Annotated in this window: 26 protein-coding genes, 1 tRNA gene and 1 pseudogene; 12 read left to right on the forward strand and 16 right to left on the reverse strand. The window is 68.3% G+C overall.

Features of this window, described 5'->3' with window-relative positions; all coding sequences use genetic code 11:
• Positions 1-22: 22 nt before the first annotated feature.
• Both C5708_RS03005 and C5708_RS03010 read right to left on the reverse strand, forming a co-directional pair.
• Positions 23-364 (reverse strand): Hpt domain-containing protein, encoded by a 342-nt coding sequence (locus C5708_RS03005; protein WP_242917678.1) that lies wholly within the window; start codon positions 362-364, stop codon positions 23-25.
• A gap of 22 nt (positions 365-386) precedes the next feature.
• Complete coding sequence (locus C5708_RS03010) at positions 387-1,808, reverse strand: M20 family metallopeptidase (RefSeq protein ID WP_242917680.1); 1,422 nt, start codon at positions 1,806-1,808, stop codon at positions 387-389.
• Between the two features lie 156 nt (positions 1,809-1,964).
• Here C5708_RS03010 and C5708_RS03015 point away from each other — a divergent pair, with 156 nt between their 5' ends.
• The gene (locus tag C5708_RS03015; RefSeq protein ID WP_242917682.1) at positions 1,965-2,261 is read left to right on the forward strand and encodes a hypothetical protein; all 297 of its coding nucleotides are present in this window, start codon (positions 1,965-1,967) and stop codon (positions 2,259-2,261) included.
• 9 nt (positions 2,262-2,270) lie between these two features.
• Here the strand turns inward: C5708_RS03015 and C5708_RS03020 are convergent, their stop codons facing one another.
• Positions 2,271-2,630 (reverse strand): hypothetical protein, encoded by a 360-nt coding sequence (locus tag C5708_RS03020; protein ID WP_242917684.1) that lies wholly within the window; start codon positions 2,628-2,630, stop codon positions 2,271-2,273.
• Positions 2,631-2,837: 207 nt separating this feature from the next.
• On the opposite strand from C5708_RS03020, the gene C5708_RS03025 reads away from it, so the two are divergent.
• Both C5708_RS03025 and C5708_RS03030 read left to right on the forward strand, forming a co-directional pair.
• A tRNA-Lys gene (locus tag C5708_RS03025) sits at positions 2,838-2,913 on the forward strand.
• Positions 2,914-3,732: 819 nt separating this feature from the next.
• Positions 3,733-3,969, forward strand: a complete 237-nt coding sequence (locus C5708_RS03030) for a hypothetical protein (protein WP_242917686.1) — start codon at positions 3,733-3,735, stop codon at positions 3,967-3,969.
• Positions 3,970-4,144: 175 nt separating this feature from the next.
• On the opposite strand, the pseudogene C5708_RS19520 reads toward C5708_RS03030, so the two are convergent.
• The 3 genes and pseudogenes from C5708_RS19520 to C5708_RS03055 form a co-directional block, all read right to left on the reverse strand.
• Positions 4,145-4,706 (reverse strand): annotated as a pseudogene (locus tag C5708_RS19520) (chromate transporter); the annotation flags it as partial.
• A gap of 7 nt (positions 4,707-4,713) precedes the next feature.
• Positions 4,714-5,298 (reverse strand): NAD(P)H-dependent oxidoreductase, encoded by a 585-nt coding sequence (locus C5708_RS03050; RefSeq protein ID WP_242917690.1) that lies wholly within the window; start codon positions 5,296-5,298, stop codon positions 4,714-4,716.
• A gap of 112 nt (positions 5,299-5,410) precedes the next feature.
• Complete coding sequence (locus C5708_RS03055) at positions 5,411-5,878, reverse strand: Hsp20/alpha crystallin family protein (protein ID WP_242917692.1); 468 nt, start codon at positions 5,876-5,878, stop codon at positions 5,411-5,413.
• 126 nt (positions 5,879-6,004) lie between these two features.
• Between C5708_RS03055 and C5708_RS03060 the strand changes: the two genes are divergently transcribed.
• The 3 genes from C5708_RS03060 to C5708_RS03070 all read left to right on the forward strand — a co-directional run bounded on the left by C5708_RS03060 (position 6,005) and on the right by C5708_RS03070 (position 7,821).
• Positions 6,005-6,715, forward strand: a complete 711-nt coding sequence (locus C5708_RS03060; protein ID WP_242917694.1) for a phosphoribosyltransferase family protein — start codon at positions 6,005-6,007, stop codon at positions 6,713-6,715.
• Between the two features lie 82 nt (positions 6,716-6,797).
• Positions 6,798-7,121: a hypothetical protein gene (locus C5708_RS03065; protein WP_242917696.1), complete on the forward strand. Its 324-nt coding sequence runs from the start codon at positions 6,798-6,800 to the stop codon at positions 7,119-7,121.
• A gap of 25 nt (positions 7,122-7,146) precedes the next feature.
• A complete protein-coding gene (locus C5708_RS03070) occupies positions 7,147-7,821 on the forward strand; it encodes a BON domain-containing protein (RefSeq protein ID WP_242917698.1) in 675 nt (224 codons plus the stop codon).
• 42 nt (positions 7,822-7,863) lie between these two features.
• On the opposite strand, the gene C5708_RS03075 is transcribed toward C5708_RS03070, so the two are convergent.
• The 3 genes from C5708_RS03075 to C5708_RS03085 all read right to left on the reverse strand — a co-directional run bounded on the left by C5708_RS03075 (position 7,864) and on the right by C5708_RS03085 (position 9,680).
• Positions 7,864-8,631, reverse strand: coding sequence for a glucose 1-dehydrogenase (locus C5708_RS03075; protein WP_242917700.1), 768 nt, complete (start codon positions 8,629-8,631; stop codon positions 7,864-7,866).
• A gap of 78 nt (positions 8,632-8,709) precedes the next feature.
• Positions 8,710-8,940, reverse strand: coding sequence for a hypothetical protein (locus C5708_RS03080; RefSeq protein ID WP_242917702.1), 231 nt, complete (start codon positions 8,938-8,940; stop codon positions 8,710-8,712).
• A gap of 32 nt (positions 8,941-8,972) precedes the next feature.
• Complete coding sequence (locus tag C5708_RS03085; protein ID WP_242917704.1) at positions 8,973-9,680, reverse strand: helix-turn-helix domain-containing protein; 708 nt, start codon at positions 9,678-9,680, stop codon at positions 8,973-8,975.
• A gap of 150 nt (positions 9,681-9,830) precedes the next feature.
• Here C5708_RS03085 and C5708_RS03090 point away from each other — a divergent pair, with 150 nt between their 5' ends.
• The 3 genes from C5708_RS03090 (at position 9,831) to C5708_RS03100 (ending at position 12,528) form a co-directional block, all read left to right on the forward strand.
• A complete protein-coding gene (locus C5708_RS03090; RefSeq protein ID WP_242917706.1) occupies positions 9,831-11,360 on the forward strand; it encodes a PAS domain S-box protein in 1,530 nt (509 codons plus the stop codon).
• Positions 11,350-12,036, forward strand: a complete 687-nt coding sequence (gene fixJ / locus C5708_RS03095; protein ID WP_242917708.1) for a response regulator FixJ — start codon at positions 11,350-11,352, stop codon at positions 12,034-12,036. Before C5708_RS03090 ends, fixJ begins: the two co-directional genes overlap by 11 nt.
• Before the next feature lie 111 nt (positions 12,037-12,147).
• On the forward strand, positions 12,148-12,528 hold the full coding sequence (locus tag C5708_RS03100; RefSeq protein ID WP_242917710.1) for a response regulator: 381 nt from the start codon (positions 12,148-12,150) through the stop codon (positions 12,526-12,528).
• Here C5708_RS03100 and C5708_RS03105 read toward each other — a convergent pair.
• The 6 genes from C5708_RS03105 to C5708_RS03130 form a co-directional block, all read right to left on the reverse strand.
• Entirely contained in the window at positions 12,518-13,339 is an 822-nt protein-coding gene (locus C5708_RS03105) for a universal stress protein (RefSeq protein WP_242917712.1), read from the reverse strand. The two genes, C5708_RS03100 and C5708_RS03105, sit on opposite strands and share 11 nt — an antisense overlap.
• A gap of 92 nt (positions 13,340-13,431) precedes the next feature.
• Positions 13,432-14,415 carry a zinc-dependent alcohol dehydrogenase family protein gene (locus C5708_RS03110; protein WP_242917714.1) on the reverse strand — a complete coding sequence of 328 codons (984 nt, stop codon included), beginning with the start codon at positions 14,413-14,415 and terminating at the stop codon, positions 13,432-13,434.
• A 20-nt stretch (positions 14,416-14,435) separates the two neighbouring features.
• Positions 14,436-14,915, reverse strand: coding sequence for a pyridoxamine 5'-phosphate oxidase family protein (locus C5708_RS03115; RefSeq protein ID WP_242917716.1), 480 nt, complete (start codon positions 14,913-14,915; stop codon positions 14,436-14,438).
• Positions 14,916-15,047: 132 nt separating this feature from the next.
• Positions 15,048-15,248, reverse strand: coding sequence for a hypothetical protein (locus C5708_RS03120; protein WP_242917717.1), 201 nt, complete (start codon positions 15,246-15,248; stop codon positions 15,048-15,050).
• Positions 15,249-15,326: 78 nt separating this feature from the next.
• Positions 15,327-16,025, reverse strand: a complete 699-nt coding sequence (locus C5708_RS03125) for a dienelactone hydrolase family protein (protein ID WP_242917719.1) — start codon at positions 16,023-16,025, stop codon at positions 15,327-15,329.
• Between the two features lie 127 nt (positions 16,026-16,152).
• Entirely contained in the window at positions 16,153-16,716 is a 564-nt protein-coding gene (locus C5708_RS03130) for a nitroreductase family protein (RefSeq protein ID WP_242917721.1), read from the reverse strand.
• A gap of 339 nt (positions 16,717-17,055) precedes the next feature.
• On the opposite strand from C5708_RS03130, the gene C5708_RS03135 reads away from it, so the two are divergent.
• Genes C5708_RS03135 through C5708_RS03145 form a run of 3 tightly spaced genes read left to right on the forward strand, consistent with a single transcriptional unit; the run spans position 17,056 to position 20,072 of the window.
• Entirely contained in the window at positions 17,056-17,901 is an 846-nt protein-coding gene (locus tag C5708_RS03135) for a universal stress protein (protein ID WP_242917723.1), read from the forward strand.
• A 17-nt stretch (positions 17,902-17,918) separates the two neighbouring features.
• Positions 17,919-18,749, forward strand: a complete 831-nt coding sequence (locus C5708_RS03140) for a universal stress protein (protein ID WP_242917724.1) — start codon at positions 17,919-17,921, stop codon at positions 18,747-18,749.
• A 15-nt stretch (positions 18,750-18,764) separates the two neighbouring features.
• Positions 18,765-20,072, forward strand: coding sequence for a divalent metal cation transporter (locus tag C5708_RS03145; RefSeq protein ID WP_242917726.1), 1,308 nt, complete (start codon positions 18,765-18,767; stop codon positions 20,070-20,072).
• 24 nt (positions 20,073-20,096) lie between these two features.
• On the opposite strand, the gene C5708_RS03150 is transcribed toward C5708_RS03145, so the two are convergent.
• Complete coding sequence (locus C5708_RS03150) at positions 20,097-21,134, reverse strand: zinc-dependent alcohol dehydrogenase family protein (protein WP_242917728.1); 1,038 nt, start codon at positions 21,132-21,134, stop codon at positions 20,097-20,099.
• Positions 21,135-21,179: the final 45 nt, after the last annotated feature.

A 21,179-nucleotide genomic window follows, 5' to 3' on the forward strand; every position in this document is an offset into this window, starting at 1 on the left:
CCCCGCGCCTCATCCCTTGGCCTCACCCCTTGAGCGAGCGCAGCGCCAGTTCGTGCTGATAGGCGGCGATGTCGAACAGCACCGCGTTCAAGGCGTCGTGGACGGCGGCGAGGCCGGACGCGCCAAGCCGCTCCGCCGTCTCGCAGGCGTCGCCGAGGGCGAAGGCGCCGACCCCCCGCGAAGCCCCCTTCAGGGTGTGAAGAGCGTCCCGCCACCCCTCGGAGCCGGGGTCGAGCATCGCCGACCATAGCCGCGCCTGCTCGCGGAACAGGCCCAGCACTTCCTGGACGACGGCCTCGTCGCCTGCGGCGAAACGCTCCAGGTAGTCGAAATCCACCGCCCCGGTGATGTCTCGCCGCGCCATGACGCCTCCCAGCTCGCCGCGATCAGCCGCGGGTCGCGGCGAAGTGATCGACCAGGATGCTGGCGATCGAGATCGACACCCGCTTGCCTGTGGGAATATGCAGGAATTCGTTGGGGCCGTGGGCGTTGGAGTGCGGGCCCAGCACGCCGGTGATGACGAATTGCGCCGCCGGGAACTTCTCGCCGAGCATGCCCATGAACGGGATCGAGCCGCCCTCGCCCATCATCGCCGCCGGGCGGCCGAAGGCGGTCTGCGAGGCCTTCTCGACCGCCTGCTCCAGCCACGACGCCAGGGCCGGGGCGTTCCAGCCGGTCGAAGCCTTCTCCAGCTTGAACTCGACCTTGGCCCCGTAGGGCGGGTCGCGCTCCAGCAGAGTCTTGACCAGTTCGCCTGCCGTGGCCCCGTCGGTGGTCGGGGCCAGACGCAGGCTCAGCTTGGCCGCCGTCATCGGCCGCAGCACGTTGCCGGCGTTCTCCAGGTTCGGCGCGCCCTCGAGGCCCGTGATCGCCAGCTGCGGCCGCCAGGTGCGGTTGAGCACCAGCTGGGTCACGTCGTCCGTCACCGGCTGCATGCCCTCGACGAACGGGAACTTGGCGAAGACCTCCTGGCCCAGGGCGTCCGCCGCCCGCCGCGCCTGCGCCGCCCGCTCCTCGGGAATCTCGGCGTGCAGGGCCGCGGGCAGGATCTGGCCGGTGGCCGGGTCCTCCAGCCGCGACAGCAGTTCGCGCAGGATGCGGAAGCTCGACGGCACCACGCCGGACGCGTCGCCCGAATGCACGCCCTCCTCCAGCACCTGCACGCTGAGCGCGCCGCCGGTCATGCCGCGCAGCGAGGTGGTCAGCCAAAGCTGGTCGTAGTTGCCGCAACCGGAATCCAGGCAGACCACCAGGGACGGCGCGCCGATGCGCTCGGCGAGGTGGTCGACATAGTAAGGCAGGTCGTAGCTGCCCGATTCCTCGCAGGCCTCGATCACCACCACGCAACGGGCGTGGTCGAGGCCCTGATCGCGCAGCGCCAGGATGGCGCTCAGCGCGCCGAACATGGCGTAGCCGTCGTCGGCGCCGCCGCGGCCATAGAGCTTGTCGCCCTTGATCACCGGCGTCCACGGCCCGAGATCGTCGGCCCAGCCGGTCATTTCCGGCTGCTTGTCGAGGTGTCCGTACAGGAGGACCGTCTCGGCGCCGGCGCCAGGAATGTCGATGAAGATCAGGGGGGTGCGGCCCTCCAGGCGCACGACCTCGACCGAGGCGCCCGCAAGCCCGGCGAGCTTGGCCTTAGCCCAGGCCTCGAAGCGGCCGACCACCTGCTCCATGTAGCCGTGCTCGACCCATTTGGGATCGAACATCGGCGACTTGTTGGGGATGCGGATGTACTCGACCAGTTCGGGGACGATCTCGGCGTCCCACAGGCCTTCGACGAACGACTTGATCTTGGCGGTGTCCATGCCGCGAGCTCCTGAAAGCGATGTCCTGCCGCCGCGCCGTCGGCGCGGCCGTATCCGTTTTTGAGTTGGTTAGCCCATCCGCCCGGCCGCGTCTGCGGCGTCGGGTGAAACCCGATCGCCTCCCGGCGAGTTTCGTCTTTCCCAACCGGAAAGGCGATGATGATGTTTTTCAACAAGAAGCATGATCAGAAAGACAAATCTGGCCGACACTTCACCCATGGTTCCAGCGCCTCCACCGCCGACATGGCCGTCGACGGCAAGGTCAGGCACGAAGACAAGCACTTCGCCGCGCCCCACGCTCGCAAGGCGCGACGGCTGCCGGAAGGCCGTAAACACGACCATCTGGCCGAAAAGGTCGCCGCCGCCGAAAGTCGCCAGGAGGCCCTGCTTGACGAGGCCATCGAGGAGAGCTTTCCGGGCAGCGACCCTATCAGCCCAAAGCGCATCACCTGAAACCCCGCATCAATCGGCGACGCTGAACTGGTGATAGGCGCGGGTCTCGTAGTCGTAGAGGTCGACCCGGTCCCCCGTCACCGTGGCGCTGTAATGGGCGTTGCTCTTGTAGTCGAACCCCTCGACCCGGCCCTCGACGAGACCGAAGGTCAGATAGGCCTGCTCGCCGTGATTGAACACGCGATCCGGCAGCGGGCCGCCGATGGCGAAGGCGCCCTGATGGTCATAGGCCTCGACCCGCCCCTGGACGACGCGCGCCGTGATCCGGACATACCCCCCCGCCGCGTGGTCATAGACGGCGCCATAGGCCTTGCCGTTGGCCAGGGCCGCGGCGATGGCGGCGACGGCGGGACGCGACTGTGCTTTCATGGCGGCGATCTCCTCGACCCGCCCATCCCTACAGGCGAAGACGCGCCAAGACGAGACCGGCGGATCGTGCGAAATCAACGCTTGCGATCCGATCGAAACGCGGCTAACAGAACGCCTCCCTGACGGGGCCCGGCCGTTCCCGACCATCGGAAAGGCCAGCCGACGCCGCTTCAGGGAACGCCGAAACGCCTTATGGCGCAACGGTTCGGGTGTATAGCTCAGTTGGTAGAGCAGCTGACTCTTAATCAGCGGGTCCAAGGTTCGAATCCTTGTACACCCACCATTTTCCGCTTCATTTTCAATGAGTTAGAAGCCCCCTCCGGGGCCTCGAAGTTCGCCGCGCTGTTAAAACGGCGCTAAAACGGCATTCTTCTGTTTCAGAAAAAATCCGAGGTCCAAGGTTCAAATGGGCCGTTGAACATACCTGCAAACCGCGGTCGAAGCCGGCTTGATCGCATCAAACAACCGGAATGTTGGGTTCGCTTCCGCTGTAGCCCCGACGCCATCGCCTTCTCGGACGCCAGCTGTGAAACGGCATGGAATTTTGCTCCGTACCCGGGATGATCGGCATGCAAAATTGCCCCCCCAATACCCGCCGAGATCGCCCAGCAGATCGCCACCGAACAAGCGATCGCGCCGCTGATCGTCGACTTGGCCGCAGCTAAAGCGAGGGTGGAGGAAACCGAGGTCGAGGTCCGCGATCAGTTCGGGTTCGACCGGGGATCGATCCGCGTAGCCGGTTTGGCGGCGACCAAAAATGATCCCCTTCACCGGCGCCCCTGAACTCTGGCGCCTGCACCCCGGTTCGTGGAGCAGCAATCCGCCGCGTGGCGAGGTCCACCGTGACCGGCTGGTGATTGGCGTCACGGTCCCGGCTCAACGTGCCGACGACGCGGCGCGATACCGTCGTCATCGGCTTCTCCGCCCATGGGGCAGAGACCCACGAACTCGTCGCCTTCGACACCGACATAAATAACTAGAGCGCAACGGCCATCTCGCTCCACGTCGTGCAGGAATGGTTGTCCCGCAACCGCTCTGCCGCGTGGGCGCGAGACGCCGCGCCGATTCAGGCCCTGACCCCAGCAGAACCGTACTGCTCAACATGATGCTTCGCCGCTTCTTCGGCATGCTCCTGCGCATGGACGTGATGACCGTGCGCGATAAGTGCATGATGGGCGCCTATCTCATGACGCCCAGCTTCGAGGTGGGTCGCGGCTTCGCGATGGTGCTTGGCCGCGGCCTCATGGTGTTGCGCAGCAGACTTATGGCGCTCTGCGCCCTTATGCGTAGGCATGTCATCCTCCTTGGAAGCCCCATTTCAAGTTTGGACGGCGTTTAGAGATCGAGCCTTGATCTGGCTCAACCCCCCGCCGACAGGCGGCCGAACTGGATGAGGGCAAGTCGCTCCGGATACTCTGCAGCAACGCAGACGGCGATCCGCGCCGTTCGAAAATCACCAGCGACGCGCCGTTGAGGGCGGCCCGATCTCGGCCCCGGCGAGACCGCTGGGGGCCGTCTATCGAAGCTCCGAGATAGGCGCCGAAGGTGAACAGAGGCCCGGGCATGGCCTGCGCGGCGCAGTAGCCGGTGAGGAACCTTTCCTGGCTGACCCAGCGGTATCCACCACCGCCTCATTGCCGCCGAGGGCAGGCGAGGCAGGCGGAGCGGGGAGCTCTGCGCGCCGTCTCGACAGGCTATGAGCCCCGCGAGCGCGCCCATCACGAGGCGGCGACCTGACCGACGCTCGCCGCGACCAACGCCACGATGCCGGCGGCGGCCACGGCGATGCCGACGCGGCGAAGGTCCGGCGGGAGGGTGCGGGCCGTCCCAAGGACGGCCTGGGCGACGACGGCGACCGCCACGAGCTTCAACCCGTGGATCCCCCTGCGCGAGCGGGCCTGACATCTTCGCCGCTCCGAAGGCGAAGGCGGTCATCAAGATGGCGGACGGCAAGGTGAATCCGGCCCATGCGGCGGCGGCGGCGAGTGGCCCCGCACGCATCAGACCGAGGCCGAAGCCCACCTGGCTGGAAGCGGGGCCGGGCAGAAACTGGCAAAGCGCCGCCAGATCGGCGTAGGCCTCTCTAGAAGCGGCGCTCGACCGCCCCGGCGACCTGCCTCAGACAGGCTTCGACCGCCTCATCAGTGATGTCCGACGTTATGTCGCCAAAATGGACATGATCCACGATCGACAACCCGCAGACCTGCGCCAGATGCGTGTCGAAAAGGGCCCGGATCGCGCCCCAGGCTCCTTCCTGTTCGACCCAATGGGACGGAGCGCCCGACGAAGTGAAGGTGATCATTCGCCTGTCCGAAAGCAGCCCCCGATTGCCGCCGCCTTCAAGCGGCCCATAGCCGAACCCCATGCCGAAGACCCGGTCGATATAGCCCTTCACGATCGCCGGAGGGCTATAGAACCAAAGTGGATAGACGAACGCGAACACCTTGCAGTCGCCGATCAGCGCCCGTTCGGCCTTGACGTCGTCGGCGGGACCGAACTCGGTTCCCGGCAGCTCCCCCGCCTGGAGCCGGGGTTCGAAGTTCAGCCGATAGAGATCGCGCAGCAGAGCCTCATCGCCCCGGGCCCGCACGGCTTCGCAATAGGCCTGGGCCACGGAGAGATTGAAACTATCGACCTTGGGGTGACCAACGATGACCGCGTGCTTCATGACCCTCTCGACTGATAGAATTCGATGATCATGGCCTCGACCGAGTAGAACCGCGCCGACGACCAAGCGGCCGCGCCAGAGGGCCGGCCGCACCGTTCAGCGTCCGACGCCCCTACGCGCCCGGCCGGACCTGGACGGCGGTCGCCCCGCCGGACGCGATCTTGGGGACGCTGATCTTGAGCACGCCGTCGCTCATCACGGCCGAGACCTGTTGCAGGTCGGCGCTGCGCGGCAGGCTGATCGTGCGGGAGAAGGCGCCGTAACAGCGCTCGCAGACGCGGTAGTCCTCGTCCTTGGCGGTCTTGTCGGTCTTCTTCTCGCCGCTGATCCTCAGCAGGTCGTCCTCGATGGAGACCTTGACCTCGTCGCGGCTCATGCCGGGAAGCTCCAGGTCGATCTCGACCTTATCCTTGGTTTCCCGAACGTCCATCCGCGGCGACAGCTCGAAACCGCTGAAGGCGCTCCAGCCGGCGCCGAGCTGGTCGAACAGTCGATCGAACTCGCGCTGGATCGGCGCAAAGGCGCCCGATTGAGGCAGGAAATGGCGCCGGGCGAGCTGAGTTGAGGGTTGGGCGGTCATAGCTTGGGCTCCTCCGATTGGGCTTACGCCGCATTCTGGCGGGCGCCGCCAGGGACGTCCTTGATCCGGCTCAAAGCGGCGGCCGGCGCTGAGGCGTCTGCTTCCAAAGAGCCTGAGGAAGACGCCATGTCCGACACGTGGTTTGCGGACCGCCACGCCGCCGGGCGCCGCCTTGGCGAGCGCCTGATGCGCCTGAAACTGGAAGCGCCGGTCATTTTCGCCTTGCTGCGCGGCGGCGCGCCGGTCGCCGTCGAAATCGCCCGGATGCTCGCCGCGCCGTTGGAGGTGTTGCTCGTGCGCAAGATCGGCGCTCCCGACGAGCCGGAACTCGCGCTGGGCGCAGTGGTCGACGGCGCCGAGCCGCATCTGGTGGTCAATGAGACCGTCCGCAGCCTGACCGGCGCCGGCCAGGCCTATCTCAAGGCCGCCATGCGCCGTGAACTGGCCGAGATCGAGCGGCGGCGCTCGCTCTATCCCGGCGCGGCGACGATTACGGATATCCGAGGCCGAACCGCCGTGGTCGTCGATGACGGGCTGGCGACGGGCTCTACGGCCCGCGCCGCCGTCGAGGCGCTCCGGGCGCGGGGAACCGGCCGCATCGTGGTCGCCGCCCCGGTCGCATCGCAAGAGGCCGAAGCGCTCTTGCGCCCCTATGTTGACGACCTGGTCGTTCTGGCGGCCCCGCCCCGGTTCAGCGGCGTCGGCCAGTTCTATGGCGACTTCCATCAGCTGGACGACGACGAGGTGATCGGCCTGCTCAACGCAGCCCGCGCTCCGGCTCGAGCGGCCGGCTCGACAGGCCTTGATCCGCCACAATCACCAACGCCGCGCCCTTGATCCCGATCAAGGCCCCTGCTCCCAGCGGCCGGATGCTGGGGCCCTCGGCCCCTCGCAGGTCCGCGCGATCAGGAGGATTTCGATGCGCATGAACCTCAACACCGCCGGGTGGACGCTTGGCGGCTTCTTCGGCCTGATCCACTTGGCTTGGGCGCTGATGGTCGCGGCCGGATGGGGACAGCCCGTCGCGGACCTGGTGCTGCGCCTGCATTTCATCGATCTGCAGGTGACGATCGCGCCCTTCAACGCCGGCGCCGCCCTCCTGCTGGTGGTGCTGACCACGATCAGCGGCTTCCTCGGCGGCGTGGTTCTGGCCGCCCTTTGGAACCTGAGCATCGCCGCGCCGGCGCCTCGCACACGCCGCCGGCGCGCACGCCCCGGCGTCGGCGACGCCCACGGCCTTTAGCGCCTTTCACGAACGGAGACCCATCATGCACCCCGAACTCAAGATCGAGCGGAAAACCGATTTGAAGACGCGGGACGACATCCTGGCCGAGCTCGCTCAGGAGCCGCGCGTCGACGCCGCCGCCGTGGCGGTGTCGGTCAAGGACGGGGTGGTCAGTCTGACCGGACATGTCTCCAGCTTCGATCAGAAAATCGCCGCCGAGGCCGCCGTGAAACGCGTGATGGGCGTGCGCGCCATAGCTGAGGAGATCGAGGTACGTCTGCCCCTGGCCGATGTGCGCGATGACGGCGAGATCGCCGAGCGGGCCGCCAGCCTGCTGGCCTGGACGATCACGGCGCCGCCTGGTGGGATCAAGGTCAAGGTCGAACACGGCCATGTCACCCTCAGCGGCCAGGCCGACTGGGGCTACCAGCGCCAGGACGCCGAAAGGGCTGTCCGCAGGCTGGCCGGGGTGCGCGGCGTCGACAACCTGATCACCCTGCGCAGCGGCGTCAAACAGAGCGACCTCGAAGAACGAATCCGCAAGGCCTTGATGCGCAACGCTCTGGTCGACGCCGCCTCGATCCACGTCGCCATTGACGGCGACAAGGTCACCCTGACCGGCCAGGTGCGAATGTGGTGCGAACGCGACGCCGCCGAGGAGGCGGTGTGGACATCGCCTGGGGTTCGCGAGGTCGTCGACAGACTGGTCATCATCTAACCCGACGCCCACGGGGGCTGGCGGTTTGGCAGTCTGGTCCCCTCAGCGGGCGGTATAGCCGCCGTCGATGACCAATTCGGAGCCGGTGACGAACTTGGCTTCGTCCGAGGCCAGATAGACCGCGCCCCAGGCGATGTCGTCGGGTTCGCCGACATGGCCTAGCGGATGCAGGGCGTCGACCAATCGCCGCCCCTCGCCGACATCGCCATGGCCCTCCAGATAGCCTTCGACCATGGGAGTCCAGATGAACCCAGGATGGATCGAGTTCACCCGAATGCGGTCGGGCGCGTAGATCAGGGCGTCGGTCTTGGTCATCAGCCGAACTGCTCCCTTGGAAGCGTGATAGGGCGGCACGTCGGGCGCCCCGACCAGGCCGTAGATCGACGACAGGTTGATGATCGATCCGCCCCCGGCGCGGCGCAGGTGCGGGACGGCGTGCTTCACGCCCAGAAACACGCCCTTGACGTTGATCGCCTGGACGCGATCCCACTCGGCCTCGGTCAGCTCGTGGGTCGGCTTGTCAGGGCCGGCGACGCCGGCGTTGTTGACCAGGATGTCCAGCCGGCCGAACACCTCGACGACGTGGGCGATGGCGGCGGCGATCTCGGCCTCGCGACTGACGTCGCAGGCCACGAACAAGGCCCGGTCGCCGCCCTGGGCGATTTGGTCCGCCACGGCGCACCCTGGTTCGACCATGGTGTCCAGCAGCGCGACGGCCGCCCCCTCCGCGCTCATGCGCAGAGCGATGGCGCGACCGATGCCCATCGCCGCGCCCGTGACGACGGCGACCTTTCCCTTTAAGCGACCCATGACAGCTCTCCGTTATTGGACTGGCGCAAACGCCGCGCTCCGGACGCGGCCTTTCTGGCGCAGACGCAAGATCCGGGATCAGGCCCCGCCACGAGGGGCGTAGCTCATCAGGGTCACGGTCTCGCCCCGCTCATCGACGCGCCGGATATCGGTGGCCCCGCCCAGGCCGGCGCGGGCGATCGCCAGCCGGCAGGCGTAGGCTTCGGCGTCGGCGCCGCTCAGGAACATCAGGGACGCGCCCCGCGTGGCGGAATCGACGCGCCAGCCGCCGTGCGTCGGCGACAGCAGAATGTGGCGAAAGTTGTTCATGGCCGGTCTCCGCCCCCGAGGCGCGACTGCGTTCAGGCCTGGGCGTCGGCCAAGGCCTGGCGGTCGCGAACCACGACATGCCGGGAAGTCGGCAGACCGATGATCCGCGCCCGCTCGAACTGGGTGAAGGTGCGCGACACCGTCTCGATGGTCAGACCCAGATAGTCGGCGATGTCCAGGCGGGACATCGGCAGATCGATCTCGGGCATGCGCACACGCCCCGACGCGGCGTCCAGTTCTGTCGGGATCTGAACGGCCCGCTCGGCCATCTCCAGCAGGAAGCCCCCCACCCGCTCGGCGGCGCTGCGCCGCCCCAGCAGCACCATATGCTCTTGCAGGCGCTCGAGGTCGCGGCGCGAAGCCGCCCAAAGCGCATGGGCCGCGGCGGGACGGCGCTCGACCGCCTCGACCAGGACCGCCTGGCGGACAAGAGCGATCTGACACTCGCCCACCGCCTCAGCCGAGAAGCGATGAAGGCCGCCGCTTTCGACGCCGAACAGCTCGCCGGGCAGATGAAAGCCGCATACGCGCCGACGGCCGTCGGCTAGAAATCGCGTGGTGCGCACGACGCCGGCGACCACCCGATAGACGAAATCGGCTTCCTCGCCCTCGCCGAAGATTTCCTCATTGCGGCCGAAACGCATGACGAAGCCCGGCAGGATCAAGCGCTCGGCCAGTTCGACCTGTCCGGCGGCCTGCGGGCCGCCCGAGGCGGGCGCGTCGAAATCCTGGGTGCGCATGGCGTCCTCCGTGGACTGTGGCGCACCATCGCTACGCCCCTTTGCGGAACGCGGAAATTTGTGTCTCCTACCTACGTGAAAATACGGAATTGGGCGGCGCGGCCGACGGACTAGGCTTGCCGGCCGACACGTCCAGGCGCGCGACAGCCCATGGCCAATCACCACCGGAACCCACCGCCGACAGCCAATTCGCCCGAGACCAGACCATTCGGCGCGGGCGAGCCCTCGCTGCGCCTGTGGCGCGGCTACGCCACCGCCGCCATAGTCGCCATGGTCGGGCTGCTTGCGCGCCTGGCGCTGGCGCCGCTCCTGGGTGACCGTCCGCCATTCATCTTTCTGCTGCCGGCGGTGATCGTCGGCGCCGCTCTCGGCGGCTGGGGGCCGGCGTTGCTGGCCACCGCCCTGGTGATACCGGCCAGCGCGTGGATCATGGCTCCGCGCCTTTCCGACCGGGCCGACCTGATCTCGTTGCTGCTGGTGCTCGGCATCTGTCTGGGCGTCGCCGCCGGCGGCGGCTGGCTGCAACGGGTGCGCCGCCGGGCCCTGCGAAACACCCGTGACCTGGCCGAACGCGAAGCGCATCTGCGCTCGATCCTCGACACGGTGCCGGACGCCATGGTGGTGATTGACGAGCATGGCCTGGTGCGCTCGTTCAGCCGCGCCGCCGAGCGCCTGTTCGGCTGGCCGGCCGCCGAGATCGTCGGCCGTAATGTGGCGATGCTGATGCCCGAGCCATACCGCTCCGGTCATGACGGCTTCCTCGCCCACTACCGCGCCACCGGCGAGCGACGCATCATCGGCCTTGGCAGAGTGGTGGTCGGCGAGCGCAAGGACGGCTCGACCTTTCCCATGGAGCTGTCGGTGGGCGAGACCGCCGGGCCGGCCCGCTTCTTCACCGGCTTCGTACGCGATCTCAGCGAGCGCCAGCGGACCGAGGCTCGACTGCAGGAGCTGCAGTCCGAGCTGGTCCTTATCGCTCGCATGACCGCCATGGGTGAAATGGCCAGCGCCTTGGCGCACGAGCTGAACCAGCCGCTGTCGGCCATCGCCAGCTACCTGCGCGGCTCGCGCCGCTTGCTGGAGAGCGAGCCGCTGAACCGCACTCGCCTCGAGCAGGCCCTGGGCCAGGCCGTCGACCAGACTCTGCGCGCCGGCCAGATCATCCGCCGCCTGCGCGACTTCCTGGCGCGCGGCGAGACCGAGCGCCGCATCGAGAGCCTGCCCAAGCTGGTCGAGGAGGCCTGCGCCCTAGCCCTGGTCGGGGCCAAGGACGAGGGTGTGCGGGTGCGCTTCGCCTTCGACCCAGCCGTCGATCTGGTCATGGCCGACAAGGTGCAGATTCAGCAGGTGGTGCTGAACCTGATCCGTAACGCCGTCGACGCCATGTGCGACAGCGAGCGCCGCGAACTCCTGATCGCCCTGAAGCCGGCGCCGGGCGAGATGGCCCTGGTCGAGGTCGCCGATTCCGGCCCCGGTCTCAGCCCGGCGGTGGCCGATCAGTTGTTCCAGCCCTTCGTCACCACCAAGCAGACCGGCATGGGGGTCGGCCTGTCGATCAGCCGCACCATCATCGAGGCCCATGGCGGCCGCATCTGGGCCGAAACTCGGCCCGAAGGCGGAGCCGTGTTTCGCTTCACCCTGCGCGCGGTCGCCCGCAAGGAGGACGTCCATGCCGCATGAGCCCTTGATCCATCTGATCGACGACGACGACGCCGTTCGCGGCGCCCTGCAGTTCCTGCTCGAGACCGAAGGCCTGAAGGTGCGGACCTATCCCGACGCGGAAGCCTTCCTCGACCAGATCCGCATGAACGGCGCCGGCTGCGTCGTCACCGACATCCGCATGCCTGGCATGAGCGGGTTGGAGCTGATCGAGCGACTCAGGGCGCTGCATATCCACCTGCCAGTCGTCGTCATCACCGGCCACGGCGACGTCCCCTTGGCCATCCAGGCCATGCAGGCCGGCGTCATGGATTTCCTGGAAAAGCCGTTCGACGACGAACGGCTGCTGACGGCCGTGCGCGGGGCGTTGAACGAAGGTCAGGCCCGCATGCGTCAAACGCAGCTACGCGAAGAGGTCGAGGCGCGGCTGGCCGCCCTGTCGGCCCGCGAGCGTCAAGTGCTGGAGGGCGTGGTCGCTGGTCAGGTCAACAAGGTCATAGCCCACGCCCTTGGCATCAGCATGCGCACCGTCGAGGTCTATCGGGCCAACCTGATGAGCAAGATGCGCGCCGAGAGCCTGTCGGACCTCGTGCGGATGACCTTGATGGCCAACGGCCTGGCGGCGGGGGAAGCCGGAACGACCCAGACGCCTGCGAAGATTGAGCCGCATCAAGGCCCTCGCCTGCCGCAGGCCTAGTTTGAACATCGGGTTTTCGGCGAAGAGACTTATCCATTCATGTCAGCGCCGTCGCGGGCCGCCCCGCCCTCCCCCGCCTCTTCCGACCTTCCTGCGAAGCCTGCACGCCCCGTGGTGATCGTCGTCGATGACGATCCCGCCTTGCTGAGAGCGCTGGAATTCTCGCTCGGCCTGGAAGGTTTTCGCGTCCGCGCCTACGGCTCTGGAATAGACCTGTTGGCCGACGCCGTGGCGATCGAAGACGCCTGCCTGGTGCTGGACTATCGCCTGCCCGGCCTGGACGGCCTGGCCCTGCTCTATCGGCTGCGCCAGCGCGGCTGGCGGGGCCCCGCCGTCCTGATGACCAGTCATCCGACCGCGAGGCTGCGCGCCGCCGCCGCCGCCGCCGCCGGCATCATCGAAAAGCCGCTGGTCTCGGATGACCTGCTCGACTGGATCCGGGCGGCCAGCCGGCCGTCCGGATCCAGTCCCCCAGCCTCGATCAGCGGCTGAACAGCACGAACTTGGTCGAAGCCGCGATCAGGTCTTCTGTGACGCCGCCCAGCGCCCATTCGCGCACGCGCGAGTGCCCATAGGCGCCGATGACCAGCAGGTCGGCTCCGTGGCGGCTGCAGGCGCTCTCCAGGTTCTCGGCGATGCTCGTTTCGCTGCGGGCGACAACCTCGGCCTCGACGGCGACCCCATGACGGGCGAGGCGCTTGACGACGGCCTGCATCAGCCCCGCATCGGCGGCGACGCCGCTTTCGTTGATTTCGACCAGATGCACGCTGTGAGCGCGCATCAAGAACGGCAGGGCGTCGGCGATCGCCCGCCGGGCCTCACGGGCGTCCTTCCAGCCGATCACCACATGGCTGGCCTTGAGCGAACCGCCGCCGGTCGGCGGCAGCAGCACCGGACAGCCGCATTCCATGACCACGTCGCCGGGCTTGGCGCTGAAGGCCGGATCGCTTCGCCCGACCGGGCGGTCGGCGACCACCAGGTCGGCGCCGGCGGCCTGGCTGGCGATCACCTGATCGGGGAAGTCCAGCCGTGAAATCCAGAACGCGCCGCCAGGAACATCGGCGGCCAGATCGCGGAAACGGGCATGAGCGGCCGTGATGTCCTGATCGATGGCCTCGCGCAACCCCTGGATCAAGGAGCCGTCGACATAGGCGAACTCGGCGCCGACCACCGGGCGGAAGGCTTCGGCTCCGACGCCCAGCACGGCGGCGTCGAACATGCCCGCCACCTCGACGGCGAGACGGATACGGCGATCGGTCTGTTCGCCAGGCTCGGCGTGGACGAGAATGGTCTTATAGGACATGGCGGCGGCCCCGTTTGCGGTGGATCGAACCTCGCCAGCGTGACGCCCCGGGCCAGGGGCGATATGATCTGGATCAACCCGGCGCCCGGTCCCTATGGAACAAGCACGGCCGCCCCCTGGAAGCGGCCGCGCCGAAGGTCATCCAGGGCCTGGTTCGCGGCCGCCAAAGGGTAGACGACCGGCGCGGTGACCACGCCGGCCCGACGCGCGACGGGCAGAAAATCATCTCCGTCCCGACGGGTCAGGTTGGCGACCGAAACCACCTCGCGCTCCTCCCACAACAGCGAATAGGGGAAGGACGGGATGTCGCTCATATGAACGCCGGCGCAGACGACCCGGCCGCCCTTGCGCACCTGGGCGAGCGCGAGCGGAACCAGGTCTCCGGCCGGGGCGAACAGGATCGCCGCGTCCAGCGGCGCAGGCGGAGCCTGGTCCGAGCCGCCGGCCCAGACCGCCCCCAGCGTCCGGGCGAAACCCTGGGCGGCCTCGTCGCCGGGACGCGTGAAGGCGTAGACCGTGCGCCCCTGCCAGCGGGCGACCTGAGCGACGATGTGGGCGGCCGCCCCGAAACCGTAGAGTCCCAGACGCCAGGCGTTCCCCGCCCTGACCAGCGATCGCCAGCCGATCAGTCCGGCGCACAGGAGCGGCGCCAGGGCCGTGTCCTCTCCCTCTTCGCCCAAGGGAAACACGAAGCGCGCGTCCGCGACGGTCGCGGTGGCGAAGCCGCCGGGGCGGGTGTAGCCGGTGAACAGGGGCGCATCGCACAGGTTTTCGCGACCGGCGCGACAATAGGCGCAACACCCGCAGACATGGCCGAGCCAGGGCACGCCGACCCGCTGCCCCAGCTCCAGTTCCTCTACGCCCTCTCCCAAGGCGTCGATGCGGCCGACGATCTCGTGCCCTGGGATCACCGGCGGCCGCACGGCCGGCAACTCGCCGTCGACCACGTGCAGGTCGGTGCGGCACACCCCGCAGGCCAGCACGCGTAAGCGCACTTCGTACGGCCCGGGCTCGGGATCGGGCGACCGGGTCTCCACCAGCGGTCGGCCGATCGCCGTCAGCGTCATGGCGCGCATTTCGCCGCTCCATATCGGACCTAGGCGCGGAGCGCGATCAGTCGCTCGTGCTCGCCGACCTGCAGCAGATCGGTTCTGCCGAAGCCCTTTCGATAATCGAGCACCGAGATCACGGTGGGAACGATCTCGAAGAAGGCCAGGGGCGTCTCGCCGAGACTGACGTACTGAGCGGTCTCGCTGAACTTGTCGAAGAATAGCGACACCACGTGATCGGTCTCGTCGCCGTCGATCAGCCGCCGGGCGGTCCCCGTCATCGACAGGCCCCGTATCTCGCCCCAGTCGGCGTAGGGCAGGTTGATGGTCAGCGCCACCCGCGGATCGCGCGCCAGATTGGCCGCCTTCTGGGACGAGGCCGCGCACCCGAAATAGAGGCGCAGGCCGTCGCTGGCGTAACTGACCGTGGTCGCCTGGGGACCGCCGTCGGGCCGCAGGGTGGCGAGGGTCAGGTCCGTCCCCTCGTGCAGGATGGCCAGGACCTCTTCCTTCAGGCTCATGCCCATCGGCGTTCTCCCTGAATTTCACATGGGGCAGGCTCTATCTGGCCGCTGCGGGAGCCTTCCGCCTTGACCTGCATCAAGTCCGCCGCCGGGCGGCAAGATCACCAAGCTCGACGGAAGGAACCGCGTTGGCGGTCAGCGCCGCCGTTCCCCATCGCGCGCCGACGGCTCCCGCGCCCCGGCGCGCGACGCAGCCGCCAGCCGATCCAGGCCAGCCAACTCGTCGCTCGCCTCGGCGAGCAGCCGCTCGACCAGAGCGCGTTCGGCTGGATCGTTGAGCGAGCACAACAATTCGCGATAGCGACGAATGTTCTGCGTCAGCACGAAGCGCTGCATGGAAACGTCGTCCAGGCATGGATGCGGCACCTTATCACTTGCCTTGGGTCGGCGCATGCCCGACGACGCGCCAGATCGTCACATGCTGGTCATCTGGCGTCGCACAACGACCGGCCGGGGGCGAACCTGGCCGGCGCCGGCCTCGCCTGCCCGGGCGGCGGCGAACGACTGTCCGAACCAGTCGGCGGCCAGCGCGATCACCTGGTCCATGGCGCCGCGCTCGGCGAACAGGTGGGTCGCGCCCTCGATCACCGCCAGACGCGTCGAGGGGCCAAGCGCGCCCTGGGCCTGACGGTTCAGGTCCAGCACCTGCGGATCACGGGAGCCGACGATCAGCAGGGTCGGGGTCGCCAGCCGCGGCGGTCCTGCGAGGTCGGGACGCCCCCCGCGCGAGACCACCGCGGCCACGGGGCGTTGCGCCGCCGCGCGCAGGGCGGCCGCAGCGCCGACGCTCGCGCCGAACAGGCCGATGCTCAGCCGCTCCAGACCCGGCGTCTCGCGCGCCCAGTCGATGGCGCCGACCAGCCGGTTGGTCGGCAAGCCGACGTCGAAGGCGGCGCCGCGGACTGCGGCCTCGTTCGGGCGCAGCAGGTCGAACAATAGAACGGCCATGCCGCGTCCAGCCAAGGCGAAGGCGATCTTGCGGTTGCGGGGATTGAACCGGCTCGATCCGCCGCTATGGGCGAAAATCACCAGCCCCATGGGGTCCTTGGGGGCGATCAGGTCGCCGCGCAGATCGGCGGGGCCGATCCATACGCCGCTCTGGCTCGGCGGCATGGCCTTGCGCTCCATCCAGCTTCATCGCACGCATTTCGACGGCTGGGCGGGGCTCGCGCCTTGATCCGCCTCAAGGCGACTTCGATCCGCGCGCTCGAGGCGATGTTCGCAGCATCGCCGCGCAAGATCAGCCCCGCAGCCAGCGGATATCGGGATCGCGCCTTCCCCGGGCCGGCGGCCAGACGGTCGGACGCCCCAGAATGATCGGCGCCACGGCCTTGGCGCGCCGGGGCGCGCCCAGTTCCCGCTTGGCTTGCGGCTGGTTCAGCCAGGCCGTGGCGAAACCGATCCAGCATGTGCCGATCCCCAAGGCCCGCGCCGCCAACATCAGGTTCTGCGCCGCCAGGCAGACGTCTTGCTCCGCCATCGGATCGGGGTTGTCGGCATAGATCGCCGCCAGAACCGGCGCTCCGTAGAAGATGTCGAAATCCGGGGCGGCGAGCATGCTGCGGGCCTCCTCGGGTCCGTCATCGGCTTCCAGCCGCGCCAGCATGAAGGCTTTGGCCCGCGCCGCGATCGAGGCGAGGCGCTCGCGATCGCTGACGATCACGAACAGCCAATCCTGACGGTTCATGGCGCTGGGAGCCTGAATCGCCGCATCGATCAGCACCCGGATCGTCGCCTCCTCGATGGCTTCAGGCAGGTATTCACGCACCGCGCGCCGCAGACGCATCGCCTCCAAAAGCTCCACGTCGCACCTCGTTTCGAACTGATCTGAAAAGGGAAGCCCGCGCCGCCGGCCCCGGGGGCAGAACCAGTCGACGCGAGCCCCGTCGGCTGCGACCCTGGCGAAGGGCTCTTCGTTCAAACGAGGTCACGCAGGAAGCGGTCTCGCCTGGCCTTCCCTTCCGCGTCCGCAGCGACGATTCATCATCCCAGATCGACGGCGGCGCTCCTTGATCGGGATCAAGATCCCAGCCTCGCCGCGCCTTGAGCCGGGTCAAATCGCGCCGGATCGGGTTGAGTGGGGTCAAGGCGGCGAGCCTACCTGCCCGGCAGACTGGTCCAACCGTTCCGGAGGCTCCGCGCCATGGATATCCGCGACATCCTGCTGTTTCTGCACGCCGGCGCCCCCAGCGATCGGGCGATCGCCCTGGCCGCCGGCTGGGCCAAGGGTCACGGCGCGACCGTGACGGCCTGCTGCCTTTGCGCCGACCCGGCCCCGTCGAACGCCGATTGCTTCGCCATCGGCTTCGCCGGGGCCGCCGACGTCCTCGATCGCCGCATGGCTCGGATCGAAGCCGCCGGGCGTCCTGTCCAGGTTGCCCTGTGCGCCGCCGCCGCGGCGGCGGGGATCGTCGTCGATTGGGTCCTCCCGGACCCGAACGAGCCGCCCGAGGCGCTGGCCCTGCGAGCGCTGTTCTTCGACCTCGCCATCGTCCCGCGGGCGCCGGTCGACGACCATCCCGCGCGCGAGCTGGCCGAAGCCTTGGTCCTGCGCAGCGGCGCGCCCTGCGTGATCACGCCGCAAACCCCCGCCGCCAAGGCCGTTTCAAACCCCTCCGGCCGGCGGATCGTGCTGGCCTGGAACGGCTCGCCCCCCGCCCGGCGCGCCATCGATGACGCCTGGCCGCTGCTACGGCGCGCCGAGGCGGTGGAATTGCTGGTGCTGGGCGAGGACCCGCGCTGGCTGGACCATTGCCGCCCCGAGCAGATGCTGCGACGACTGGAGCGGCATGGGGTTAGGGCCGAACTGCGCGTCTCGCCCCGCGACGGAGGGACCGCCGGTACGCTGGCGCAGGCCTGCGCCGAGTTCGGGGCCGACCTGCTGGTCATGGGTGCCTACAGCCATCCTCGAGCGCGGGAAACGGTGCTGGGCGGGGCGACCCGCACCGTGCTGGCCGATTTCCCGATCCCGGTCCTGATGTCTCGCTAGGCCTGGAGCGCGGACAGATGTTCAAGGAAATCCTGGCGCACGTCGACGGCAGCGAGGCGGGCGCCGAGCGCCTGCGGTTCTGCAAAAGCCTCGCGGCCGCCTCCGCCGCGCGTCTCATGGGGTTGCATGTCCGTCCGCCCGTCGCCGTCAGGCCGATGGGACGGGCGACCGATCTGAACGCGCTGATCGCCGCGTCGGAACATGAAATCGAGCGCGAAGCCGCCGCGTCCGCCGCACTGTTCCACTCGCTTCTGGAGGGCTCCGACCTGGAACACGAATGGCGCGAAAGGAGCGGCGATGTCGCCGCCGTGCTTTGCGCCGAAGCGGCCTACGCCGATCTTGTGGTCGTCGGTCAGTACGAATCCCAGTCGCCGCCCCATCAGCACCCCCTGCCCATATCCTTGTCCCTGGCGCTGCACAGCGGCCGCCCGACCCTGGTCATTCCGGCGGCCGCCAGGCCGCGCACGCCCTTCCGGACCGTCTTGATCGCCTGGGAGCCGAGCGCCCAAAGCGCCAGGGCGGTGCACGACGCCCTGCCGCTTCTGGGCGAGGCCTCGATGGTGCGCATTCTGACGGTTTCCCAGACCACGCACGCCGCCATGGCGGCCGACGCCGGCGTCAAGCTGAAGGCCCATCTCGAAAGACATGGCGTGCCAAACCTCTCGGTCATGGACCTCCGGTTCGACCTTCGCGACGAAAGGACCCTCGCCGAGCAGATTGGCGGCGGCGGGTTCGACCTTCTGGTCATGGGAGCCTATTCCCACCCCATGTGGCTGGAGTTCCTGTTCGGCGGCGCCACGCAGTCCCTTGCGCTCGGCTCCAGAACGCCTCTTCTGCTGTCCCATTGAATTCGAGGATCGCCGGTGTCTTCAAAGGGCTCGGGCCGAACTGGCCGCTGGTTCAGACAGGCGCTGACGCGCCTGAAGGAACATCCTCTCGCGCGCATCGGTCCTGGCCTGATCACCGGGGTCGCCGACGACGACCCCAGCGGCATCGCCACCTATTCCCAGGCCGGCGCCCAGTTCGGCCTGAACATGCTCTGGACGATGCCGCTGGCCTTTCCGCTCATGGCCGCCATCCAGTCGATGTGCGCACGCATCGGCAGGGTCACCGGCAAGGGCCTCGCCGCCAACATCAAGGCCGCCTTCCCGCCGATCGTGCTGCGCGGCGTGGTCTTGCTGTTGCTGGTGGCCAACACGCTCAACATCGCCGCCGACGTGGCCGCCATGGGCGAGGTTTCCGAACTGGTCACGGGGATCGGCCGCCATGTCATGACGGTGGTCTTCGTCCTGGCGACGCTGCTGCTGCAGATCTTCGTTCCCTATCACCGCTATGTCTACGTCCTGAAGTGGCTCACTCTGTCGCTGCTGGCCTACGCCGCGGTGCTGTTCACGGTCCATGTGCCGTGGGCGGAGGTCTTGCGCCGCACCCTGTGGCCCAGGCTCGCCCTGAACGCCGACACCGCCACCGTGGTGGTCGGCGTCTTCGGCACGACCATCAGCCCCTATCTGTTTTTCTGGCAGGCCTCCGAGGAGGTCGAGGACATGCAGGCCAAGCGCCGCTCGGCGCTGGTGAACGACGCGCCGATGGCCGCCTCCGAACTGCGTCGCATCCGTTGGGACACCTGGAGCGGCATGTTCTATTCCGATGTCTCGGCCTTCTTCATCATCCTCGCGACGGCGGTGACGCTGCACGTGGCCGGGATCAGCGACATACAGACAGCCGCCCAGGCCGCGAGCGCGCTGCGACCGCTCGCCGGCGACTTCGCCTACGCCCTCTTTGCGATGGGCATCCTCGGCGTGGGCTTCATCGGCGTTCCAGTGCTCGCCGGGTCCGGCGCCTACGCCCTGTCCGAGGCCATGGGCTGGAAATGGGGCCTGGAGCGCAAGACCGCCGACGCGCGGGGCTTCTACGGCGTCATCGCCGTCAGCGTCCTGCTCGGCATGGTCATCCAGTATTCTCCCATCAGCCCGATGAAGGCTCTGTTCTGGAGCGCGGTCATCAACGGGATCGTCGCGGTGCCGCTGATGGTGGTCATCATCCTGCTGGTGTCCAAGACCTCGGTCATGGGCCGCTACACGGCCAGCCGCACGCTGATCGTGCTCGGTTGGGCGGCCACTGCGGTCATGGCGGCGGCGGCGGCGATGATGCTGATCCCGCGGGGCCATTGAGACCGAGCGCGAGGACGCCAGGATCTAGACCTCGATAATCACCTTCAAGGCCGAGGTGGCGGCCGCCCGGCTGAAGGCGTCGTAGGCCTCCTCGATCCGGTCCAGGCTGAAGCGATGGGTGATCAGGCGGGCTGGATCGAGCCGGTGAGCGCAGACCGTCTTCAGCAGCATGGGCGTGGTCACGGTGTCGACCAGCCGGGTGGTGATGGAGATGTTCTGCGACCACAGCCGCTCCAGGTGCAGGTCGGCCTTGACGCCATGCACGCCGATATTGGCGATCACGCCGCCGGGGGCGACGATGTCCTCGCACATGACGAAGGTGGCCGGCGCGCCCACGGCCTCCATCGCCGTGTCGACGCCCACGCCGTCGGTCAGGGCCAAGACCTGCTCCACCGCGTTTCCGGTCGCGGCGTCGACGACGTGGGTGGCGCCGAGCCGCTGGGCGACATCGAGCCGGTTGGCGTCGAGATCGATCATGATGACCTGCGCGGGCGAGTAGAACTGAGCGGTCAGAAGGGCGGCCAGGCCGATCGGTCCGGAGCCGACGATGGCCACGCTCGAGCCCGGCGCGACCTTGCCGTTGAGCACCCCGCACTCGAAGCCGGTGGGCAGGATGTCGCTCAGCATGACCAGCGCCTCATCCTGGACGCCCTCCGGCGCGGGATAAAGACTGGTGTCGGCGTGAGGAATGCGCACGTACTCGGCCTGGGTCCCGTCAATCCGGTTGCCCAGGATCCAGCCGCCGGTCTCGCAGTGAGAATACATTCCCCGCCGGCAGTATCGGCATTTGCCGCAGGCCGAGATGCACGAGATCAACACGCGGTCCCCCGGCTTGAACCCGCTCACCCCGGCCCCGACGCTGTCGACGACGCCCATCCCTTCGTGTCCCAGGACGCGGCCAGGCTCGCAGCTGGGCACGTCGCCCTTCAGGATGTGAAGGTCGGTGCCGCAGATAGTGGTCTTGAGAACACGCACCACCGCGTCTCCCAGCCCCTCGACCTCGGGCTTGGGCCGGTTCTCGAAAGCCTTTCCGCCAGGCCCATGATAGACGAGCGCTTTCATCGCATCCTCCCATGACGCGCGGGATCGCTTTCCTCCCTGCTCGCA

This window comes from Caulobacter sp. CCUG 60055 (assembly GCF_022750545.1).
GTDB lineage: Bacteria > Pseudomonadota > Alphaproteobacteria > Caulobacterales > Caulobacteraceae > PUIC01.